Source organism: Nocardiopsis sp. NPDC050513, from assembly GCF_044457925.1.
GTDB lineage: Bacteria > Actinomycetota > Actinomycetes > Streptosporangiales > Streptosporangiaceae > Nocardiopsis.
Genome location: NZ_JBITHK010000007.1, coordinates 102,951 through 124,212 on the forward strand (window position 1 = coordinate 102,951; position 21,262 = coordinate 124,212).

Here is a 21,262-nt window from a genome sequence, read left to right on the forward strand (position 1 = left end):
GACCGAGACCCACCACTCACGAGGGACCGCCCATGAGTGAGGACGTGCCGCGACCTGTCATCGACCCCACCCTCCCCGAGGCGCTGCGCGAACGGATCGCGCGGGACAGCCACGCCCCGGAGCCGCCCCCGCGCCGAGCCAACGGGGACGTCGTCACCCGCTCCCTCCGTGTCCGCGAGGGCGCCGTCCAGGTGCTCGCCGTCGGTTTCACCGCCGGTGTGGCCGCGGCCGCCGGGGGCTGGCCGCTCGGCCTGCTCATCACCACGGTGATCCTCATGGCGCAGGTTCTCGTGTTCGTCTGCGCCGAGGACACCCACCCCGCCACCCGGCTCCTGGGCGTGACCGCCGGGGCCGGAACGGTCGTCTCGACCCCCGTCCTCGCCGTGGCGGCCCACGACGCGGTCACGGCCGTGCCCTGGCTCGTGTTCGGCGTCTTCGTCGCCCTCGTCGGCACGGACGCGGCCACCTCCCGGGTCCGCGAACCCCTGGCCGACCACGAGGGCCAGGTCGTGCTGCCCGACGACGTCAGCGACGTCGACCACGCCCAGCTCGTGGCCGTCCAACGCACGATCGACCGGGTGGCGTCCGCCCGCCACGAGATCGGCGGGGACTCCCTCGACACCGACCGCGCCCTCGCGGTCCTGCGCGACCAGGAGTGGCGGATCGCGTCCCTCCTGGCCCGTCAGCGGGAGCTGCGCCGCGCCCACCTGCGCCGCTGGCAGCGGGCGGCCTCACCCCGGGTCCGGCAGGCGCTCCGGCCCCAGCGCGCCCAACTGGAGGCCGTCGACGCGGCGGTCCGCGCCCGGGTCGAGCAGATCACCGAGTACGGGAGGATGGTGGACCAGGCCGTGGCCGCGCACCAGGAGTGGGAGCAGTGCCAGGAGGCGGTCGACTCCACCGCCGAGTACACCGAGCACCTGGCCTCGGCGGCCTTCCTCGACACCCGCTCCGCGGACCTTCGCGAACTCGCCGCGACCACCGAGGCCGCCCGGCGCGTGCGCGACGAACGGGTCCGGCGGCTCGTCGACCACGACCTCACCGCCGGGGTTCCCGGGGCGTGGCCGGGCCCGGGAGACGACGTCCCCGGCGACGACGTCACGCGCACCGACATGCCGGGCGCCGACGTCGCGGGGGCCGGGTCACGCGTGTCCGCGGGATCTGACAGATTGGGCCCATGACGGAAGACTGGGAGCCCCTCGCCACCGCCCTCGCCGGCGCGACCGCCAACGTCGCGTACGGGGACGGCGGTTTCGTCGAGATCTACCGCACGGCACGTCGGGACCTGCTCGACTCCATCGAGTCCGACGCCGAACGGGAGGGCTCGGAACGGCCGCGGGAGTCGGAGGTGGCGGAGGCCCTCGCCGTGCTCGGTGCGGCCGTCGACGGCGCCATGGCCGAGCACGCCCAGCAGCAGCGCCGCTGGCCCGCGCGCACCGACGGCGAGCGGCTCACCCGTGCCTTCCGGGCCCTCGACGAGTCCGGAATCCTCGCCCGCGAGGACTTCACCTGCTGCAACACCTGTGCCCGCGACGCCGTCCGCGCCGAGATGTCCGCCCACGGCTCGGACGAGGGCTCCGCGATCCGCGGCTACGTCTTCTACCACTCCCAGGACACCGCGCGCGCCACCGAGGACGGCGGGCTCTGGCTCGGTTTCGACGCCGTCCACGAGATCCGCCGCGCCGCCGTCGGCGACGAGATCGCCGAGACCCTCCGGGCCCACGGCCTCACCGTCACCTGGAACGGCGACCCGGACACCAAACTGGAACTGGCCCTGGACGGCCGCTGGCGTCGTTGGGGGCGGTCCGCCGCCCACCCGGGGCCCGCCGTCGAGGGGGAGCCGTCGGTCGAGGTCGCCTTCACCAACCCCAGCGCCTACGCCACCCCCGTGTGGGTCAGCCACTACGAGGGCAGGGTGACCGTCCGCGAACTCGCGCGCATGGTCCTGCCCTGGCTGCCGGAGAACTTCACGGCCACGGTCACCGGCGACCGGGGCGACGCGATCCGGATCGAGCGCGACTTCGACGTGCTGCGGGTGCGCGAGACCGGACTCGCCCTGTCCCGTGAACGTGTGGAGGAGCCGCTCAGCCGATGGGCGGTCGGCGGGGTCTGGCCGGAGGAGGACGCCGCGGCCGACCGGGTCGGCATGGTCGACGTCAGCTATCAGGACACGTCCCAGTACGGGGTCGGCGCCGTCGACGTCCCCGAACCGATGGAGACCGCCGCCGCCCGCGCCCTCGTCCACCGGCTCACCGCCGCCCCGGACAGCTTCGCGGTGTTCGTCGCCCACGACGGCTCGTGCGTCCAGATGATGTGGCACGCCGGTCCCCGGTTGTGGATGGAGACCCCCGACCTCAAGGAGTCCCTGTCCAGGGGACGCCACGTCAGCGTCTCCGAGGCGGAGGAGATGGTGCGGATCCTCGCCGAGGAGGGCCGCGTCGCGCTCGACGAGCTCGGCGAGCTGGCGGTCATCACCTGGTAGCGGGCGCGGGGCCCGAGCGCGATCCCCCCGCCCGCCCCCGTGCGGAGAGGCCGAGCGGGGAGGACGCCCGTGTTCAGGAGGCGCCGGGACCGAACCCGAAGAACGCGCGCGCCCTCGGCGGGATCAGCAGCAGCCCCCCGATCGCGAGATTGAACACGAGTACCAGCGCGTACCAGAACAGCAGGTCGGGTGTGTAGACGAACACCGAGAACATGGTGAGGACCAGCAGCACCGACACCACGGCCTGGACGATCACCACCGCCCCGTACAGGATGCGCGACCGCGCCATCAAGCCCGTCCCGGCGAACGCGGAGAACACGCCCCAGCCGCCGACCAGCAGCACGGTGCCCCACGTGTAGTCCTCCGACCCGTTCATCGCCTCGCGGGCGAACAGGGCCGTGAGCACCATGAGGTAGAGCGCGTTCAGTCCCAGCATCACCGCGGCGGCGATCACCGTCCCGGGCTTGGGCGCGTCGGTGTCCCGGTCGTTCCACGCGGGTCCGCCGGCCGGGCCCCGCGGCCGCGTCCCGCCCTGGGGCGGCTGTCCGACGGTGTACCCGGTGTTCGCGCCCGGACCGAACCGCGAGGTGGCCCCCGCCCCGGTCGGACCGGTGCCCGTGACGGAGCCGACCCCGCCGGGCCCCGTCCGCGCGTGGCCCGGCGGGTGACCGGGGTGATGTGCCTGCTGGGGTCCGCTCGGCGGCTGTCCGGGGAACCGCCCGGCCAACGGATTGGGGGTGTGCGGACCGGGCGCCTGGAGACCGGGGAACCCCCGCTGCTGCGTGTGCGGCCCCGGCGTGTTCGGGTGCGGGGTGTCGTGCGGCCCCTGCCGGGGTTGTCCGGGCCGCGTGCCCATCGGCCCGCTCGCCGGGCTCTGGGGGCCGCTGACGGGGGCCTGGGGCCCGCTCATGGGGGTCTGCGGGCCGCTCATCGGCGCCTGGGGGCCGCTGACGGGGGCCTGGGGCCCGCTGGCCGCGTGCGGGCCGGACACCGGGTGCTGGGGTCCGCTCATCGGGCCGTGCCGCTCACGCACGGGGTTCTGCGGGCCGCTCCCGGGATGCCGCGGTCCGCTGACCGGGAGCTGCGGGCCGCTCGCGGCGTGCGCGGATCCGTTGCCGGCCACCCGCGCCGAGCGCTCGCGCTCCAACAGGGCGAGTGCCCCGCCCGGGGTCGGTCGAGCCGACGCGTCCCGGTTCAACAGCGCGCCGATCAGCGCGTTCAGCGGCGCGCCCGCCGCGTGGTCGGCGGCGCCGGGCAGGGCCAACCGCGGCGGCAGGGGGGCCGTCAGGACGGCGCTGATGATTCCGGTGATGCTGTCCCTCTTGAACGGGGACCGGCCCTCCAACAGCGAGCACAGCGTGACGCCCAGGCTCCACAGGTCGGAGGCGGGCAGCGCGCGCTCTCCCTCGAACCGCTCCGGGGCCATGTACTCCGGAGAACCGATGTACACCCCGGTCTGGGTGAGCGCCGTGCTGCCGTCGACGTTGGCGATGCCGAAGTCGGTCAGCACCGTCCGGTCGTCGTCGGTGAGCATGATGTTGGCGGGCTTGATGTCCCGGTGCGTGACCCCCGCCGCGTGCGCCGCGCGCAGGCCGTCGAGGACCGACCGGGCGATCTCCTCCACCCGCTCCACCGACATGGGGCCGTGCGCGTCCAGGTGCTGCTGGAGCGACGACCCCGACAGCAGCTCCATGACGATCCACGGGCTCTCGCCCTCGTCGAGCACGTCGTGGACGGCGACCACGGCCGTGCTGTTGATGCGGGCGGTCGCCTGGGCCTCGCGCATACTGCGGGCGTGCGCCTCCGCGCGGGCGTCCGGGTCCATCCCCTCGGGGAGCAGGACCTCCTTGACGGCCACGTCGCGCTGGAGGGCCGGATCCCAGGCGCGCCACACCGTTCCCATTCCGCCCGCGCCGAGCCGCTCGCGAAGCTCGTAGCGGCCCACGGAGGAACGACCGTCGGACGACATAGGGGCGCATCCCTTCTTGGGGGGTGGGGGGACGATGCGCAGGCCAATCTATCCGAGAAGAGCCCTACCGCCCTGGATTGTGCTGGCGGGTGCCGACATCAGCGTCCATCTCACTGTAAGCCGGACAGTCGCGAACGCCCCGGGGGCCGACGCGAGCTGACCGGTTGCGGACATTGGTGGTACGGGGTGCACGGGGGGCGGAGCCCGTCAGCGGCTCGAAATCCCCGGACTCACCGCCGCCGCGCCGCACCCGTGTCAGCTCGGGCCCGCGCACGCGGCGGCACGGGGGAGCCGTTCGGTGCGGGGGAGACCGTGGGGAGGTCCCCGCATGGCGCTCGGAGGCGGGCGGGTGCGTCGGTGGGGCACCCGCCGGGGGTGTCGATTTTCGGCTGTGCGGCAATGGGGGCTGCGGGTATCGCGGAAGCCGGACCGGAAGCCGGGTCCCAGTCCGATTCCTGAGGAGATGTCCACTTTTGGCGGTGAAAGTGGATGTGATGCCGCTCATACTCAGGACTGGGTCAGTAAATTGTGGCCTGGTGGTTTATGGGTGTTCCGGAAGTCCGTTGACGTCCGTTACCTGCGGAAACATGGATAGCGTGCTGCTTCGTGTGCCCAGGGTGCACTGGCGTGGTGGCAGGAACCGGAAATCCCGACGCGTTGCACTCATCTTCCGACCCCCTGATGGAGCACCATAGAGGATGGGGTAAGGACATGCGGGGGGCTGTGCCCGTGCGCGGTCTGGCGACAGCGTGCGCGGGCGGAGTCACCGTGTCTGCCATCGACCCTCGGCACGAACCACGACGCAGGAGAGCCAGCAGATGACGCTTCAGCACGTCCGACGGCGCGGATGGCGACGCCTCCTGATGATGTTCCTCCTGCTGGTGGGGTTCGTCGTCCTCCCCGCGGCGGGCGCGCAGGCGAACACGCTGTGCCCCGGAGAGCCCGCGCCTCTGCCCGAGGCCGCGGGAAGCGGATCGGACGGGTTGTTGGTTCCGCCGCAGTCGCAGTCCGCGATCCAGGGATCGCCGGACGGGCTCCCTCCCGACGCGAGTATGTACGGACAGTACGGGACCGCCGGAACCCAGTGGCACATGATCACCGAATCGTGCGTCGACGGGATCTCCAACGGGGCCCAGGCCACCCTCGCCAACACGGCGTGGGATCTGTCCAAGACGATCAACCAGTCGACGATCACCGTCTATCAGGCCGCCACCTCCGACGGTCTGCTCGCCAGTTTCAACGAGTTGGTCGAGGACGTCGTCGTCACGCTGAGGGAGGGAATCTGGCGGCCGCTGATCCCGACGATCATCATCCTCGGCGCGATCTGGCTCGGGTGGTACGGGCTGATCCGCAAGCGCGTGACGCTCACCATCGAGTCCACGGTGTGGATGGTGGCCGCGGTGGGGCTCGGCATGTGGATCCTGGTGAACCCGGCGCAGATCATGGGTCTGGCCAGTGGGTTGGTCAATTCGGGCAGCCAGTTGGTGACCAGTACGGTCGGGCAGGTGCCGTACGGGGGAGGCTCGGGCACGTGTCCCGCTGGGGCCGAGGCCCCGGAGCGGGCGGACTGGGAGTCCGAGGCGGATTTCCAGGTCAGACGGAACGCCGACATGCTGTGGTCGAGCCTGGTGTGCCAGCCGTGGGTGGCGGGACAGTTCGGGAATGACGGGTTGGCTGAGGACGCTTCCATCGACCATGCAACTGACCTGATCTCAGCTCAAGCGATCAGCCGCATCGAACAGCAGCAGATCGCCGACGGTGAAATTGACCCTGCTGAGCTTGTTTCGGAAAAGCGTGAATCCTATGAGTCCATTGCTGCAGATATAGAGTCAACGTATCCAAGCGTCTACCCACTGTTCTCAGGGCAGGATCAGGGGAGCCGACTGGGAGTTGCTACTCTCGCGCTCTTCGCGGCGATTTTCGCGGGCGGCCTGATCCTCGCGGGTTCTGTAGCCCTTATCGTGCTGAAGATCGCGTTCCTCCTTCTCTTCCTCCTCTCACCGATCTTCCTCCTCATCGGTATCCATCCCGGGTACGGACGCATGGTCCTATTGCGCTGGGTGGAGCTAATGGTCGGCTTCCTACTCAAGCAGATCTTCGTGGTGCTCCTGATCTCCCTGCTCGTCATGTGCTACGGGATGGTCATGTCGAGCACGCTCGGTTGGGGTCTGCAGATGATTCTGCTGGCCCTGTTCACCGTCGCGCTCTTCGTCTACCGCAAGCCCTTCGCGTACCTGTTCACGTCGGTCAACGCGAACTCCTTCACCTCGCGCATCGTCAGCGACGTGGCACAGAGCCAGGCCCTCAGCAAGAGTGCTGTCGTGCTCCCGCCGATGGCCAACCTCAAGGCTCAGGCCTGGGGGCTGAGGAGGGCTCCCCAGATCGCCGCCGCGGCCTCAGGAGTGCCAGCGGGGGGCGGGGTCCCGGTGGGCGACGTTGACGCTGGTGCTGGAGAGACCGCCCCGGGCGAAGGCGGCGGGGTCCGGAGTGACGGCGTTCGGGCACGCGGAGTCGCGGGGTACGGGCGGGTCCGAGGTGAGCGCACGGCTCCACCGCTGAATGTGAACCGCTCTGGCCCCGCGCCCTCGGGCGGAGGCCAGCGTTCCGGGGAGACCACTGGCCGAAACACCGAGCAGGCGCCCAGCCTGAGCGGTGGCAGTTCGATCCCACCACGGCCGAGCGGCGGCTACACAGGAACCGGAGACAGCGGATGGGCCTCCGTGTTCGGAACGAACTCGGGTGGTCGAGGTTCCTCCGACCGAAGCGATGACGGCGGTCGAGGAGGCGGAGGTTCCGTGTTCGGCGGAGGCACGCCCACGGCTGGCGGGCGTGCCGCGAGCGCCGAGCGTCCGGAACCCAGTACAGGACGAGGAATCTTCAACGGCCGGGAGGAAACCCCCGCGAAGGGCAACATCGGCAACCGGGGCTCCCGGTGGGGGTCTCCGAGGGAGCGGCGGGAACGTCCCGCTCCCCAGCGTCCCGCGCGCCCGGCACCGTCGAGTGGCAGCCGCGGCGACGGAGACGGCGGGTGGCTGACCGGATCCGACAAGCGCAAGAGTGACGCGCCCATCACTCCCTTCTGGGGGGAGTCCAGCTCCCGCCCCCGGGACCGCAAGCGCGACGTCCCCTTCTGGCTGAACGACGACTGACGTACGAAGGCCCCGATCGATGCCCAACTCTCTGTCCGAACGCGCCCAGCGGCTGATCTTCATCGGCCTGATCGTGGTCCTGGTGGTGTTCGGTGTCTATCTCAGCCTCGGTGGTTTCGGCGGAGGCGATGACGACCAGGAAGACCCGACCGCCGCCCCCGAAGAGCCAGGGCCGGAGCAGGAGGACCGAACGAGTGAGAGTTCGGCCCTGGACGGGCTGTCCACGGCCGAGCCGAGCCCCATCCCCACGACGGACGAGGACGACGTCGACGTTCTGGCCTGGTTCCCGTTCGCAGAGGACGAGCTCCGCGCGGCGGGAGCCACCGCGCGGACCTTCGCTGAGGCCTACGGAACCATCGACTACGACCAGTCCCCGGAGACGTACTTCGGTGCGATGGAGGAGCTGGCCACCGACGAGTACGCCGGGGTCCTGGCGGACACGAGCCGGGTCGGTGCCTTCTGGGAGGAGATGTCGGAGGCAGAGGCGGTCGCCGAGGGACGCGCCGAGGTGGATCGGATCCGGACCTTCGGCGAGGATTCCATCACCTTCGTCGTCACGGCACAGTCCATTACCGAGACCGGGGACGCGGAGTTCGACGAAGACCTCGGCGAGTTCGCCGTGACGGTCGTCCGAGAAGGCAACACCTGGTTGGTCTTCGACTTCCAACCCGCCGACGTAGGACAGTTCGGGGAGGAGTAAACCTTGGTCCCCCGCCTCACCCTCACCCCCACGACCCCCTCCGACCAAGGTGCGACGAGCACGTGGGTCGGCCTCACGGCCGCGATCATGGTCGCTCTCCTGATCATGCTGACGATGTTCCTGGTTCCGCTGGTCACCAACTCCACACAGCAGATCGGCAGTTTCCTCTCCAACGGGCTTGCCTGCGGCCCCAACGCAGACGCCGACCAACCGGGCGCGAGTGGATACGCGATGGACTCCATCCCCGAGAACTACCTGGACCTCTACATGGAAGCGGGAGAGGATCGTGGCATCCCCTGGAACATCCTCGCCGGGGTCGGGCAGGTGGAGTCCCACCACGGGCGGTGGGATGGGCCGGGCATCACCGAGGGGCACAACGACTGGGGAGCGGCTGGCCCCATGCAGTTCGGTGCCCTGGACGGCTCCGCTGCCGGCAACAGTTGGGGTGGCGAACCGATCCAGGCCGTCGACGATCGCCCCGACGAGGGTTTCGGCGTCGACGGCAATGGCGACGGCATCGTCAATGTCTACGACCCCGCGGATGCGATTCCGGCCGCCGCCGACTATCTCCTCGCGGCAGGTCTGGAGACGGATGTACGTCAGGCGATCTTCGGATACAACCACGCCTGGTGGTACGTGGACGACGTGATGGAGTGGGCCGAGCGGTACGCCGACGGTGACTTCGACACGTCGGGTTCCATCCAGACGGCCGTTCTGTGTGAGCTGAACACGGACGGGCTGCCGATCGGACGGGCACCTGACGAGATCACGCAGGCCGTGGTCGACTGGGCGTTGGCGCAGCGGGGGAAGCCCTATATCTGGGGCGGAACGGGACCGGTCGGTTTTGACTGCTCAGGGCTTATGCAGAAGGCCTACGAGAGCATCGGGATCACTATTCCCCGTGTCTCCCAGGACCAGTGGGGATTCGGGCCCGAGATTCCCATGGGGGAGGAACAGCCGGGTGACCTGGTGTTCTTCGATGTCACGAGGGCTGGTGAACCTCCGGGCCCCGGGCATGTGGGAATGGTGGTCGGTGACGGGCTGATGGTGGAAGCCTGGTGCACCAACTGCGGTCCGATCGCGGTGCGCGAGTACGATGACCCCAACCGCGCGAACATCTTGGGGTTCACGCGTCCGTCGCAGCACCCGAACGTGCTCGCCCAGTTGGAGGCACAGGATAACCGTGGCTGACACGAAGGAGCCCGTGCGGAAGAAGGGCCTGCACGGTTGGCGGGCGGCGGCGGCGGTCTTCGGCTGTGGAACGCTCGCGGCCTTCGGTGTCTTCGGTGCAGTGATCGGTGTGCTCAACCTGCTTCTCGACACAGCGGCCTCCGGGTTCAGCTCCGACGGTGAGGATATTCCCGCGGTTGCCCAGTCGGTGCAGCCGCGGGCGGAGTTGGAACCCGGAGCTCTGGATCTGTGTTCTGATTATTTGCCGCAGATTTCAGACATCACCATTGCGAGTGAGCTGACCGCAGAGCATTCAGACGAGGCTCAAGATTCCAGTTTCAGCAGCGAAGTTGCTAGGACGGTTACTGGTCGATGTACTTTTGAGCTTACGCCGCAGTTCGGAACTGTCAATAAATGGCTCTTCGGGTTTGAGTTTGAGGCTGTGATTCATGATCCAAGTCAGAATCGTGATCAGGTGGCTTCGAGTATTTTGCAACAGCGTTTGACTGACGTGGAAGGCGAGTTCGAGTCTATCGAATCACAAGGAGAGCACGATTGGGCCGACGCCTCCCGATCTTTCTATGGAGAGAATGCAGATGGTGTATCCCAGTACGTTGTAGTTTCGCAAACTCGAAGTGCAGTTTATACCATCATATTTACAGGAGATCCCGAGTCTGTGGACAACGGGGCCGTTTCCGAATTTGACTTTGAACGCCAGGCAGAGGTCCTGGCCGGACGCCTCCACGACAGGTTCTACAGGGTTATTCCGGAGTGAAGTTCTGAGGACGAATGTCAGGCGACGCCAGCCATGAAGTGGTGGCGGCACAGCGTCGTGTACGACTCGTTGCCGCCGATGTGCACCTGTTCGCCCTCGTAGACCATCACGCCGTCGACGACCCGCGCGTTGTGCGTCGCGCGCTCACCGCACCAGCATCGCGCGGACACCGGCAGCACCTCGATCTTGTCGGCCAGCTCGACCAGTCGCTTGGAACCGGGGAACAACCTGCCCTGGAAGTCGGTCAGGATGCCGTAGCAGTACACGTCGACGCGTAGCCCGTCGACGACCCCCGCGAGCTGTCCGACCTGCTTGAACGACAGGAACTGCGCCTCGTCGCAGATGACGTAGGGGGCCTTGCGCTCGGCGATGTCGTCGTACAGGTCGAGGTCGTCGCTGACCTCGATCGCGGGCGACTTCAGACCCAGGCGCGACGAGATGATCCCCGCCCCGGCGCGGTCCTGTTTCGTGTACAGCACGCCCCCACCGCCGCGCGAGTGGTGCTCCTGGAGAGCCATCGTGCTCTTGCCCGAGTTCATCGACCCGGTGAAGTACTTCAGCTCCGGCATGCCTCTTCCTCGGTCGCGGACGCTGCCCGGCGGCTCGGGCTCCCTCGCCGTGGCCAGCAGTGAAGATACCAGCGGGCCCCGCTCCCCGGAGAATCACCGTTCGCTGGCCCGCATCCCTTCCGTCACCTGGGTTTTGCGCGACCGTATCCGGGAGTCCTGTGTGACCGCCTCGTTTCCGGCCTCGGGTCTCGGGAGGTCGGCCAGAGCCGAAAACGCGGGTGTGGGATGTCGCACCCGGATCCGCGACTCTCCGTCGCCCCCGGTGACCGTGAATGTCCATCCCGTCAGTGCGGTCGGCGGTGGTCGGGCCGTACAGGGCGCGTGACGTACGGCCTACTTTCGGCGGGGCGGGAAGTGGCCCAAGGGACGGACCGACCGCTTCGATATATTTGGTCGCCGGTTGCCCGAATGGGGGTGGAATTTCGGAGGGGGATGTGGCGTTGCGGCGTGCTCAGGTCACTCGCTTGGTGGAGAGCAGATGGTTTTCCAACCTGATGCTCCTGGTGATTCTGGCCAATGCCGCCGTTTTGGGGTGGGCCACCTACGGAGGTTCGGCCCTTCCGTATCTCCTGCTCGTGGAGCGCCTGTTCATCGGTGTCTTCGTCATCGAGTTGGCGCTCAAGGTCTACGCCTGGCGAGGACAGTACTTCCGCAGCGTGTGGAACTGGTTCGACTTCCTCGTCGTGGTCGTGTCGGTCATCCCCGCGACCGGCCCGTTCTCCGTGCTCCGGGTGCTGCGCGTGCTGCGGATCCTGCGGATCATCAGCGTCGTGCCCCAGATGCGGATGATCATCACGGCGCTGTTCCGCTCGGCCCCCGGCATGGGGACCGTGATCGGCCTGCTCCTGGTGATCATCTACTCCGCGGCGGTCCTCGGGCACCAGCTGTTCGGGGCGAACGTGCCGGAGTACTTCGGCGACCTGGGGACGACCCTCTACACGCTGTTCCTCGTGATGACCACCGAGAACTGGCCGGACGTCGCGGATGCGGTCGCCGCTCACCACCCGATGGGCTGGATGTTCTTCGTCCTCTACATCGTGCTCACGACCTTCATCATCCTCAACCTCGTCATCGGTGTGATCGTCACGTCGATGGAGCAGGAGGTCGACAAGAGTATGTGGGCGGAGGACCAGGAGCTGGAGGAGATCCAGCACAAGGCCGTGATGGATCGACTCGCTGAGCTGAGCCAGCAGGTGGAGCGCCTGGAACGGTTGGTGCGTGAGCGCGAGGGACAGCCGGTGAGCCCGCCCGGAAGTGAGAACTGACGATTGTGGGCGGAGAACACCCGGAGGCCCGGGGGAGGGCGTCCGGGTGTCGAGTGCGTGGGTGCTAGAGCTGAGCGGCCCTGAGGAAGGTCGCCCACTCCGCAGCGGAGAAGGGGAGGTACCCGGCGTCGGGGTGCTTCGAGTCGCGGATGGCGGCTCCGCTGGGAAGGTCGCCGACCTCGACGCAGTTGACCCCCTGTCCGCTGTAGCTGCTCTTGCGGAAGTTCGTGGGGATGTGTGCGACCTCGACGCAGTTGACGTCTCGGCCGCTGTAGCTGCTCTTGCTGAACTTCAGCGCGGGTGATCTCAAGTGGTGCTCTCCAAGGTGCGTATCTGCTGGGTGATGTACTCGGCGGTCTCGGCGGCACTGATCGCCGAGGCCTGGACATCCCCAAAGGTGGCGGCGTACAGCTCTACATCATCGGGATCCTCGAGATACAGAGCATCGCTCAGAGTCTCCACACACACGATGGAGGAGTCCAGAGGGTTGGGGAAGTCCAGGATCGTGAACGAGGCAGTGAGCCCAGAGTGTGCGCCCTTGCTGAGAGGGAGCATCTGAACATCGATGTGCGGCATCTGAGCCATGTGAAGCAGGTACCTGAGCTGGCCAGCTAGCACCTCAGGTCCGCCTATGAGACGTTGGAAGGCGGACTCATCGACGACCGTTCGTAGGTGCACAGGAACGAACCGGGTGAGGATCCCCCTGCGTTCCATTCGTGCTTCGGTGCGCCGTTCGATCTCCTGGGGATTTGCGTAGCGTCCGCCCTTGAAGATGGCCGCCGCGTAAGCAGGAGTTTGGAGCAGGCCAGGGATCACCTGGGACTCGTACGTCCGAAGGACGGATGCTTCCGCCTCGAAGTCCGGTAGCGACTCGTTCCGGAAGACGTCCTTGTACCTTGACCACCATCCTCGCAGGCGGGCATCCTTCGCGAGCGCGTGCATGGAGTCGCGCTTCTCCGCGTCGCTGATCCCGTACAGATCCATGAGTTTGTCTAGATCGTCTGGTTTTATTCGTTTTGACTCGCTGGTCTCCATTTTTGTGACTTTGGGGGAGCTCCACTTCAGCTCCTTGGCCACGCTGGTGGAGGAATATCCGGAAGCGAGGCGGGCGCGGCGGAGTTCGGTCGCGAGTCGTCGTAGGCGCAGAGATGGGCTTCGGGGGTCTTGCATGTCGTGAGCCTAACTTGTTACTCGTGGGTAGAATTCTAGATCAGCTTGCAAAACTCGAAGAATAACGGTTATCTGGATGGCGTAGTCACCGGCGGATCACTGAGGGTTCTTGCTGGTCAGGCTACGCCGTGCCCCATCCCGTCGTCACGGGATTCTCGAACTCACCTGTTGCGGGCACAATTCATCCCTTTTGTCCGTACTCCGACATGTCAAGGAGTGTGTTCGTCATGCCCGCGACCTTCGCGATGCCGTCCCTCGGCGACGTCACCGTGCCGCTCTCGACCTTCATCCGGCCCCGGTGCAGGCACTACTTCTCGGGTCGGCCCGAGCGCTCCAACTACCGCGTCCGGCGCTATGACTTCCCCGGCACCCCGGTCGTCATGCCGCTGGTCAGGGCGTTCCTCGACACCTGCGCCGCGACCGGGTCCGAGGACTACCGCTACCTGTTCACGCTCCTCGGCTCCGAGTTGGCCAACAACGCCATCCGGCACACGCGTTCGGGACTGCCGGGCGGGACCTACAGCCTCGTCGTCGACCGGCACCGCGACGGTCTGCACCTGGTCTGCCGGGACAACGGGACGGCCGGATGCGCCAGGGAAGGCGTCCCCGCCGCCAATCCGGACAACGTCTGCCTCAACGCCGAATCCGGCCGGGGGCTCGCCCTGGTGGACGCGTTCGCGACCGACTGGGGGAGCGACGCGCGCGGCCGGACCCGTCACGTCTGGTGCTACCTGGCCTTCGACCTCGAAGACAGCCTGTGGGACGCGAGCCCAACAGCATGACACTCACGGGCCGGGCGTGCCCATCTCTGCCGCGCTCGGCCCGACCTCACATCCCCCGCCCCCGTGTACGACCCACACCCACAGGCAGGACGCGATGTTCAAGAACCTTTCCGTCTTCACTCGCTCCGGCGGCGCTCCGAGCGCCCACACCCCTGAGCTCGCGGGCCCGTGTGCTCCGGCGCTGAGGAAGGCGCTGACGCTCGGGCCGGTGTGTCCGCGCTGTTCCCACCCCACGTGCCGGACGATCCGAGCGCAGGCTCTCCCCCTCCTCGGCGGACACCGCGCCGAGTATTCCCATGAGCACGCCAAGGCCGCCGCGATCCAGGTCCGCTACCGGCACCTCGTGATCTGGTTCGGCGAGGCGACCCAGTCGTACTGGGTGATGACCGGCGACGGCCTCCAGGAGGCCGAGGACATCGACGCCCTGTTGCTGATGCTCTGGCCGCACGCGGACCCGGTTCCGGATCCTGAGCCCGGACCGGTGCCGTCCCGGCGACCGTTGATTCCGTGGCCCCGCCGCGAGGCCCGCCACCCGGTGTCCGTCGCCAGTTGACCTGCCCCGCCGCGCGGATCGCAGCCGTGACCGCGCGCGAGAACGTCCATTCCCGCTGCAGGGCAGCGGCGGGTGCGGCCCGCTTGCCAGGCCGTTCCTCATGGAAGCCAGGACGGTGTCACTCGGTGGCTCGTCCTTCGGCTTCTTCCTGGAGCTTTTCGCGGAGCCAGTCCGGGATGTACTCCTCGTCGCGAGGGAAGTACTTCAGGTCGACCGTGAACCCGTGCGCAGTGGGGAAGGTGATCTGGGGATCTTCGTCGTAGTTGAACTCGGCATTGAACGTCCCGGGAGGAGTGATGACGTACTTCATGGAGAACCAGGTGCCCTTGCCCTCCTGGTACATCCCGGCTCGAAGTTCGTCGACTAGCAGGCTGATCGTGGGAGGGGGGGAAACCCTGGAGTTCGATCCATCCTCGTGTTCCACTTCCACGATGCCTGTGGAGTGCTCGATGACAGATTCCTCGAGGTACGTAATCCTGCTCCAGCCATCCGGAACTCTCCCGAGAATTTTTTCGCCGATCTGCGTCAGGATTGTCTGCTGTTGAATCGGGTTCAGGTGTCCCTTTTTGAAGTTGTGGGTTGTCATATATTTCTTCACTCTTCCGTGTTCGTGAGAGGAGGCAGATTCATATAGCGTTGGACTCTCATTGGGACTCCATTGAGTTCCCATTCGACTATGATCTTGCTTGGTGGGGGCGGAATCATCCTATCAGGGTCACTCGGGTGTGGCACGGATGGAAGATTGGGATCGTAGATATTGGAAATCCTTACGTCGATTTGCGGGTTCGTGGGATTGAGGGCTAATGCCGCATCCCATGAGCCGTCGTTGAATCGAGGGTCGCTGAAGCCGTGCCATTTGTCCTTTTGCTGCATGATTCCACGCCAGGACCGTTCGAGGTTGCGGAAGCTTCCGTCGATGCCTCCCCTGGCCTCTTCGGGGATGTCTGGCAGCGCGGTCTCGGTGCGGTTCTGGTTGACATCGAACCGCATCGGAACCTGGTTGAGGCGCTCGCCGATACCGAAGAACTCGGCGTACCCGATCAGGTGCCCTCCGTCCCATTGGATGTTCTGGTACTGGGGTGCCTCTCCGGGACCGAACTCCTCCCTGAGTTGTTTGTTAAGCTCTTCGAAATATATACGCCCCTGGGAGTTGACCCAGTTCTGTTCGCCCTCGTTGCGGACGTTTGTTCCGCTCCGCAGGGTGCCCTCGACCGATTCGGTTCTGCCGAGACTGTCGGTGCGATACGTGTAGCTGCCGTCGACCACGTAGGTCATATCCGGGCGGGGGTTCATGAATTCGGGATGCTCGGAGTTCCAGCCGTCGGAACTGGCGCGGACCTCGCGGATCTTCCCCTGGCTGTCCGTGATGTACTCGGTGCGGAGATCGCTGCCGTGTTCCAGCAGCGTGTAACGCGTGTCGGGGTCGAGTTGAACACCGTCGCCGAATCGCCGTCCCTTGTCCGGGACCAAGTCCCTGTGATCGGGATTGCCGGGGTCGACGGTCTGAGCGGACAGAGGCGTGTCGCCACCGTCGCCGCCACCGTCGCCGCCACTGTTGCCGCGCACATTGAGACCGCCGCCGATGTTGGTCGTCCGGCGCGCGCCACTATGGGTGTCCGGTGCACCTTGGATCCCCTCACCGCCGTCAGCGTGATCCGACGCGTTGCTGTCACCGGGCGGAGAGTCCGGTCCTTTGTCGTCTGCCGCACTGTTCGTGACGTCCGGGGCGCGGTCGCGCAGGTTCACGTCGCCGTCGTGCTGGGTGCCCGGCAGGTCGTCGCTCATACCGATGCCGGTGAGGTCCACCCGGCGTTCCGCGGCCGGGCCGGGGATGTCCCCGGTCGCGGTCAGCGTGTCGTCGCCGCGACCGCCCACGCCCGCGGGAACCCGCGCGCCATCGGCCTCCGGCCCGTCCGTGTCGCTGTGCGGCGAAGCCTCCCAACTTCCCGGGGTGCCGTCGGAGCGGACGTCGTTCTCCAGGAAGTCGCCTTCGTACTGCTCCCGGAGCCGTGCGGCCTCCGGAGAGGTCGGGTCGAGCACGTCCTGGACCGTCACGACGTCGGCGAGGTCCTGCGCGGTCGGATCCTCGGGTGCGGCTCGACGGTGGTGGGGGGAGTCGGCGGACTCCGCGCCGCCCGCGCCGAACCGGGCGGTCAGCCGCTCCACCGCGCCCTGGGCCTCGGCCAGGCGCTCACGGCTCAACCCGCCCAGGTCGAAGCTGGACGTGTCGATCCGGAACAGCTCCCGCGAACCACCGACGAAGTTCGGCAGGTTGAGGTTGACGCTGATGCCAGGCGAGTCCATGTCGGGCAGGTCAACGTCCGGCACCCGGGAGTCGCCCATGCGGCTGATGATCGCCGCGCCCCGCCAGGCCATCAGCGGCACGCCGACCGCCGCCCCCACGCCGGTCGCGGACAGGGCCGCGCCCAGGGCCGTGACGCCGATGTTGAGCACGGCGGTGCCGATCACGTAGCCGGGCCGTTCGCCCCACTCCTCCCACGGCACCACCGCGTGCGCGGCGTCCCTCCACGCCGACCCCACGGTGCCCCAGCCGGACCAGCCCCAGTCGTCGGACTCGGCGTCGTACATGCCCACCAGCGACGCGACTGACTGGGCACTGCTCTCCCACTGCTCGACCATGGCGTCGCCCCAGGACATCTCGAACCAGCCCTCGGAGCTGTGCGCGCCGACCATGGCGCCCAGGCCCTCGACCGCGCCCACGACCCAGTCGCCCACGGCGGCGCCCACGTCCACCCACCAGTGCTCGTCGGTGGCGGCCACCTCCATGCCCCACGCGGTGGCCAGGTCCGACAGGTCCTGGTCGTAGCCGTGGTAGAAGACGTCCGGGTCGAGCTCGCCGCTCTCCGGCATGGCGGCGAACCTGGTGCGGTCCGGGATCCCGGCGTTGATCCGGTTGGCGCAGGAGCGCTCGGCCTCGGCGTACTCCTCGATGAGGGCCAGGCCCCGGTCGACGTAGCCCTGGTTCTCGGCGACGTCGGGGCTCTCCCCGATGCCGAAGAAGCCCTTGATCCCCTCGGCCTCACGCCACTCGTCGCCCTCGGCGTCGATCCGGTTCCGGAACTCGTGGGCTTCGCCGCGCAGGGTCTCCCAACGGGACTTGATCCCGCTGAGCGCGTCGGCGAAGTCCTCCAGTGCGCTGGCGGTGCCGTTCAGGCCTTCCGAGACGGTGTCGCCGTCGGCGGCCACAGGGTTCAGGACGGTGTAGAGCTCTCCGGCCTCGGGAGCGGTGTAGCAGCCGGTCAGGCCGCCCCAGGAGGCGTCGATGTCGTGGCCGATGCCGCTGATCGCCCCACCGGACGTGCGCAACCTGGAGGCGAGGGTCTCGATGTAGCCGGGCGAGGGGGTGGGCACCGGGAAGGTGGCGGGGCTGATCCTGCCGTCGCCGTCGGTGAGCATGCCGGTCTGCTCTTCGATGGACAGCGGAGCACCGGCGGCGGGCGTGTCGGCTGGAGGCACAGGGGGTCCTTCGCTGAGGGGGCGGGGTGGGATCAGACCGCTCGCGCGTCGCCGGGCGGGGGAGCGGGGGGCTCCGGTTCGGGCACGACCCCGGCGTTGCGCTGGGACTCCAGGGCCATCTCCCGGTTGCCCTCGACGTACGCGGTGGTGGCCTCGCTGGTCTGTTCCAGGGCGTTGGCGGTCAGGCTGAGCATGTCGCCCATGAGGCCGAAGTGGTGCTCGGCGAACTCGCCCAGCGCGATGCTGATCGGGGCGCTGTTGATGTGGCCGCTGGCGAGGGTGATGTCGGTCTCCAGACGGTCGACCTCCCCGAGCAGGCCGTCGGTGCCGCCCTCCTCGCCGAGGTGGGCGGCGGTGGCCGACAGGACGGAGCCGACGTCCTGGGGAGTGATGTCCCAGCTGGACAAGGGTGGGGCCTCCTGCTCAGAGGGTGGTGGCCGGGTCAGTCGGACGTGCGCGCGCCGAACGCCTCGGGACGGAAGCCCGGGGGCGGGGGTAGGTCGGCCGTGCCGGTGTCGTCGGGGGAGTCCTGGGCCCGGGCGGCCTCGACGGTGTGGTGCATCCGGTTCAGAGCCGAGCGGACGCGGGCCAGATCGGTGCCGGAGCGCGTCCGCAGGTGGGCGAAGGCGCGTCGCAGCCGCGCGTCGGGTGCGAGCGCGGGGGTCCCGCCGTCCGCGCCCTCACCGGATACCGTCGATCCCGGAGCCGGGCGGGGGGACTCCTCGCCGTGGTCGAAGGGGACGACGTCGAACTTCACGTCCCACCTCCTTCCTGATCCTCGCGGTTCGAGTGAGGAGTGTGCCGCCTGGCTCGTCCCGATCGGCGACGTCGCGCGTCGGAGACGGAACTGTCTGTAGGCGTTGTCCTGATTTTGTCAGGTTTTGGGGACGTTTGCGGTGTGCGGTGAGCCGCACAGGGGTGCGGTGCGGCCGTTTCCGGAACGTCGAACCAGGTCAGCACCGTGCGCGGTGGCGGAGGAACGGGCGGTGACCGCTTCCGGCCACGCCCCTGGGCGTCGGGCGTGTGACCGCTTCCGGTCACGCCGCGCGGCCCGCCGTGACCGCCCCGCGCCTTCCCGTTCGGGGAGAGCCGTCGGTCCGGATCCCCACGCCCACGCAGGTGAGGCACGACCGCCGACACCCCGAGCGCGGCGTCCGGGAGCCCGCCCGGATCCGCGCGCTGATCCCCAGCGGCCCCGGGAGCCTCGTCCTGACCTCGGGGACGGCCCCGGCCTGGGCGAACGCCACGTGCGCGACTGGGGCACGACCGGGACCGCAGACGCCCGCGGAGGGGTGGCGAGGGGTGTGGCAGGGCGTCGACGGCCGCTCCTGCTCCCGGGCGCCGTGCCGGTCCAGGGCCGTGGTCGGTTCAGGGGGACGGCCGAGGCCGGAGCGTCCCGGGGCGGGCGCCGGTCAGGACGGCGGCGTCCAGTAGGCGACGAGGCGGCCGACCCCGTGCTCCACGCCGCGCCACGGCGCGTCGAGGGCGAGTACCGCGACCGCGCTGGCGGGGAAGCCGGAGATGTTGAGCTGGGCCAGCAGGTCGCCCTCGGCCTCCCCGGCCAGGGTGTCGGCGAGCCAGTGGAGGCCGGGGTTGTGGCCGACGATGAGGAGGTCGTCCACGTCGTCGTCGACCTCCTGGAGGAGGGTGACCAGGTCAGAGGGGGTGGCCTCGTAGAGCCGCTCGTCGTAGGAGGTCCTGGAGGGGGCGGGCAGTTCGCGGCCGGCGAGGGTCCAGGTCTCCTGGCAGCGGACGGCGGTCGAACTCAACACCAGGTCGAAGTCGAGCCCGTTCTTCGCCAGCCAGCGACCCGCGGCGGGGGCCTGTTCGCGCCCGCGATCGGACAGCGGGCGTTCGTGGTCGGAGTCATGGGACCAGCTGGCCGTGGAGTGGCGCAGGAGCGCGACTCGGCGTGTCTTCTCACCCATGGTCGTGATGGTCGCACAGAGTGACCGGCCGCGCGGCAGAACCGGGAAACCCGACCGGCGGCGCGGAGGGCTCCTGGGCGCGGCCCGTGCTCACTCCGCGGGGTGTCCGGTGACGGACTCGACCAGGGTGCGGCGCTCACCGGGGGCCTCCGGGCGTACGGAGGGAGCCAGGCCCTCCAGGTCGGAGGGGGAGTCCGGTGGCGACGTCAGGCTCACGACCGTGCCGTCGTCGAGGCGGACCCGCAGTTCGCCGGGGGTGCCCGGGCCCCGGTCCACCAGGACGGAACCGCCGGCCTCCCGGCAGGTCACCCCGGGGAAGTCGCAGCCCGCGCGGACGCCGTCGCCGTGCGGGTCGAACGCGGTCGACCCGCCCCAGGAGTGCACGTGGACCGTCGCGCCGTCCGCGCCGCGGTAGGTGAGACGCAGGGCGTCGTTCACCTCGTGGACGCACTCCACGGACCAGTCCGGATGGTCGAGGACGGCGATCGTCTGCGTGAAGTCGGCGATCTGGTCGCGTGAGCGCTCCTCGGCCGCCCACGCCCGCATGACCTCCGAGGCCGACGGCAGCGACACCAGCGCCGCGACGACCACCGCCGCGGCGGGCAGCGGGCCGGGCGGCCACGGGTACGGCAGCCGGTCCACCAGGACGCACACGGTCAGGGCGGCGGTGGTGATCACCGCGGTGAGGAGGGCGATGTTGACGGCGAGGCCCCCGGGGAACGGGGTGAGCGCCGGAGCCAGGTACGCCACGACCACCGGCGTGGTCATGGCGGTGGCGGTCACCAGTGCCGCCGTCGAGGTGGGGTGGTGCGCGCCCGCTCCCTCCAGCCAGCGGGCGGACAGCCACATCATCAGGAGGATGGCGCCGACGATGACGGGGGCGAAGAGCAGCGCCCACTGGACCGCGCCGCTGAGCGCCAGCGCGCGGACCGCCGCCCAGACGCCGAGCGGGAACAGGGACATCAGCGGCGAACCGACCAGGCACAGGGCGAGCACCGGCCCGACCGCGGATCCGCGCGGTCGGATCGTGGGCGATCGTGTCAGCACACCGTACATGACAACCCGGATCATCTCCCTGGCGGTGACAACACGCTACGCCTGTTCAGGCTTGGGCGCCAGATGTGCAGCGCCCGATTCGGACTTGACACGAGGCCCCGAGGGTCGAGTCCGGTTCAACTGCGCCTGTCACTGGGTCAACAGCCGACGGTCGAGAGTCAACGGCGAGCGGCGGCGGCGTCCCGGTCGGCTCCGCGTCCCGGGTGGACCCCGGGATCCG

At 68.7% G+C, this 21,262-nt stretch carries 19 protein-coding genes; 9 read left to right on the top strand and 10 right to left on the bottom strand.

All coding sequences use genetic code 11. The features are described 5' to 3' along the window. Positions 1–32 precede the first annotated feature (32 nt). Positions 33–1,178, top strand: a complete 1,146-nt coding sequence (locus tag ACIBFB_RS14595; protein WP_397230140.1) for a hypothetical protein — start codon at positions 33–35, stop codon at positions 1,176–1,178. Continuing rightward, positions 1,175–2,479: a DUF6891 domain-containing protein gene (locus ACIBFB_RS14600; RefSeq protein ID WP_397230142.1), complete on the top strand. Its 1,305-nt coding sequence runs from the start codon at positions 1,175–1,177 to the stop codon at positions 2,477–2,479. The genes ACIBFB_RS14595 and ACIBFB_RS14600 overlap by 4 nt, the downstream gene beginning before the upstream one ends. 73 nt (positions 2,480–2,552) lie before the next feature. Here ACIBFB_RS14600 and ACIBFB_RS14605 read toward each other — a convergent pair whose 3' ends face one another. Beyond that, entirely contained in the window at positions 2,553–4,448 is a 1,896-nt protein-coding gene (locus ACIBFB_RS14605) for a protein kinase (RefSeq protein WP_397230144.1), read from the bottom strand. A gap of 818 nt (positions 4,449–5,266) precedes the next feature. Between ACIBFB_RS14605 and ACIBFB_RS14610 the strand changes: the two genes are divergently transcribed. From ACIBFB_RS14610 to ACIBFB_RS14625, 4 genes are all read left to right on the top strand, one after another. Next, on the top strand, positions 5,267–7,597 hold the full coding sequence (locus ACIBFB_RS14610; RefSeq protein WP_397230146.1) for a conjugal transfer protein TrbL: 2,331 nt from the start codon (positions 5,267–5,269) through the stop codon (positions 7,595–7,597). A gap of 19 nt (positions 7,598–7,616) precedes the next feature. Beyond that, the gene (locus ACIBFB_RS14615; protein WP_397230148.1) at positions 7,617–8,297 is read left to right on the top strand and encodes a hypothetical protein; all 681 of its coding nucleotides are present in this window, start codon (positions 7,617–7,619) and stop codon (positions 8,295–8,297) included. Positions 8,298–8,384: 87 nt separating this feature from the next. Next, positions 8,385–9,488 carry an NlpC/P60 family protein gene (locus tag ACIBFB_RS14620; RefSeq protein WP_397230150.1) on the top strand — a complete coding sequence of 368 codons (1,104 nt, stop codon included), beginning with the start codon at positions 8,385–8,387 and terminating at the stop codon, positions 9,486–9,488. Then, entirely contained in the window at positions 9,481–10,242 is a 762-nt protein-coding gene (locus ACIBFB_RS14625; RefSeq protein ID WP_397230152.1) for a hypothetical protein, read from the top strand. Before ACIBFB_RS14620 ends, ACIBFB_RS14625 begins: the two co-directional genes overlap by 8 nt. Before the next feature lie 17 nt (positions 10,243–10,259). Here the strand turns inward: ACIBFB_RS14625 and ACIBFB_RS14630 are convergent, their stop codons facing one another. Then, the gene (locus ACIBFB_RS14630) at positions 10,260–10,811 is read right to left on the bottom strand and encodes a thymidine kinase (protein WP_397230154.1); all 552 of its coding nucleotides are present in this window, start codon (positions 10,809–10,811) and stop codon (positions 10,260–10,262) included. A 494-nt stretch (positions 10,812–11,305) separates the two neighbouring features. On the opposite strand from ACIBFB_RS14630, the gene ACIBFB_RS14635 reads away from it, so the two are divergent. Continuing rightward, positions 11,306–12,076 carry an ion transporter gene (locus ACIBFB_RS14635; protein WP_397230156.1) on the top strand — a complete coding sequence of 257 codons (771 nt, stop codon included), beginning with the start codon at positions 11,306–11,308 and terminating at the stop codon, positions 12,074–12,076. 64 nt (positions 12,077–12,140) lie between these two features. Here the strand turns inward: ACIBFB_RS14635 and ACIBFB_RS14640 are convergent, their stop codons facing one another. Together ACIBFB_RS14640 and ACIBFB_RS14645 are read right to left on the bottom strand one after the other, a co-directional pair. Then, positions 12,141–12,386, bottom strand: coding sequence for a DUF397 domain-containing protein (locus ACIBFB_RS14640; protein ID WP_397230158.1), 246 nt, complete (start codon positions 12,384–12,386; stop codon positions 12,141–12,143). Further along, positions 12,383–13,246, bottom strand: coding sequence for a helix-turn-helix domain-containing protein (locus ACIBFB_RS14645; protein WP_397230160.1), 864 nt, complete (start codon positions 13,244–13,246; stop codon positions 12,383–12,385). The genes ACIBFB_RS14640 and ACIBFB_RS14645 overlap by 4 nt, the downstream gene beginning before the upstream one ends. Before the next feature lie 227 nt (positions 13,247–13,473). Here ACIBFB_RS14645 and ACIBFB_RS14650 point away from each other — a divergent pair, with 227 nt between their 5' ends. Together ACIBFB_RS14650 and ACIBFB_RS14655 are read left to right on the top strand one after the other, a co-directional pair. After that, entirely contained in the window at positions 13,474–14,028 is a 555-nt protein-coding gene (locus tag ACIBFB_RS14650) for an ATP-binding protein (protein WP_397230162.1), read from the top strand. Positions 14,029–14,122: 94 nt separating this feature from the next. Continuing rightward, the gene (locus ACIBFB_RS14655) at positions 14,123–14,581 is read left to right on the top strand and encodes a hypothetical protein (RefSeq protein WP_397230164.1); all 459 of its coding nucleotides are present in this window, start codon (positions 14,123–14,125) and stop codon (positions 14,579–14,581) included. Positions 14,582–14,699: 118 nt separating this feature from the next. Here ACIBFB_RS14655 and ACIBFB_RS14660 read toward each other — a convergent pair whose 3' ends face one another. The 6 genes from ACIBFB_RS14660 to ACIBFB_RS14685 form a co-directional block, all read right to left on the bottom strand. Next, positions 14,700–15,167 (bottom strand): hypothetical protein, encoded by a 468-nt coding sequence (locus ACIBFB_RS14660; RefSeq protein ID WP_397230166.1) that lies wholly within the window; start codon positions 15,165–15,167, stop codon positions 14,700–14,702. 8 nt (positions 15,168–15,175) lie between these two features. Continuing rightward, on the bottom strand, positions 15,176–18,058 hold the full coding sequence (locus ACIBFB_RS14665) for a hypothetical protein (protein WP_397230168.1): 2,883 nt from the start codon (positions 18,056–18,058) through the stop codon (positions 15,176–15,178). Between the two features lie 32 nt (positions 18,059–18,090). Further along, entirely contained in the window at positions 18,091–18,465 is a 375-nt protein-coding gene (locus tag ACIBFB_RS14670) for a DUF6507 family protein (protein ID WP_397230170.1), read from the bottom strand. A 35-nt stretch (positions 18,466–18,500) separates the two neighbouring features. Next, positions 18,501–18,815, bottom strand: coding sequence for a hypothetical protein (locus ACIBFB_RS14675; protein WP_397230172.1), 315 nt, complete (start codon positions 18,813–18,815; stop codon positions 18,501–18,503). A 655-nt stretch (positions 18,816–19,470) separates the two neighbouring features. After that, positions 19,471–19,986: a SixA phosphatase family protein gene (locus ACIBFB_RS14680; protein WP_397230174.1), complete on the bottom strand. Its 516-nt coding sequence runs from the start codon at positions 19,984–19,986 to the stop codon at positions 19,471–19,473. 90 nt (positions 19,987–20,076) lie between these two features. Beyond that, positions 20,077–21,042, bottom strand: coding sequence for a hypothetical protein (locus ACIBFB_RS14685; protein WP_397230176.1), 966 nt, complete (start codon positions 21,040–21,042; stop codon positions 20,077–20,079). Positions 21,043–21,262 lie beyond the last annotated feature (220 nt).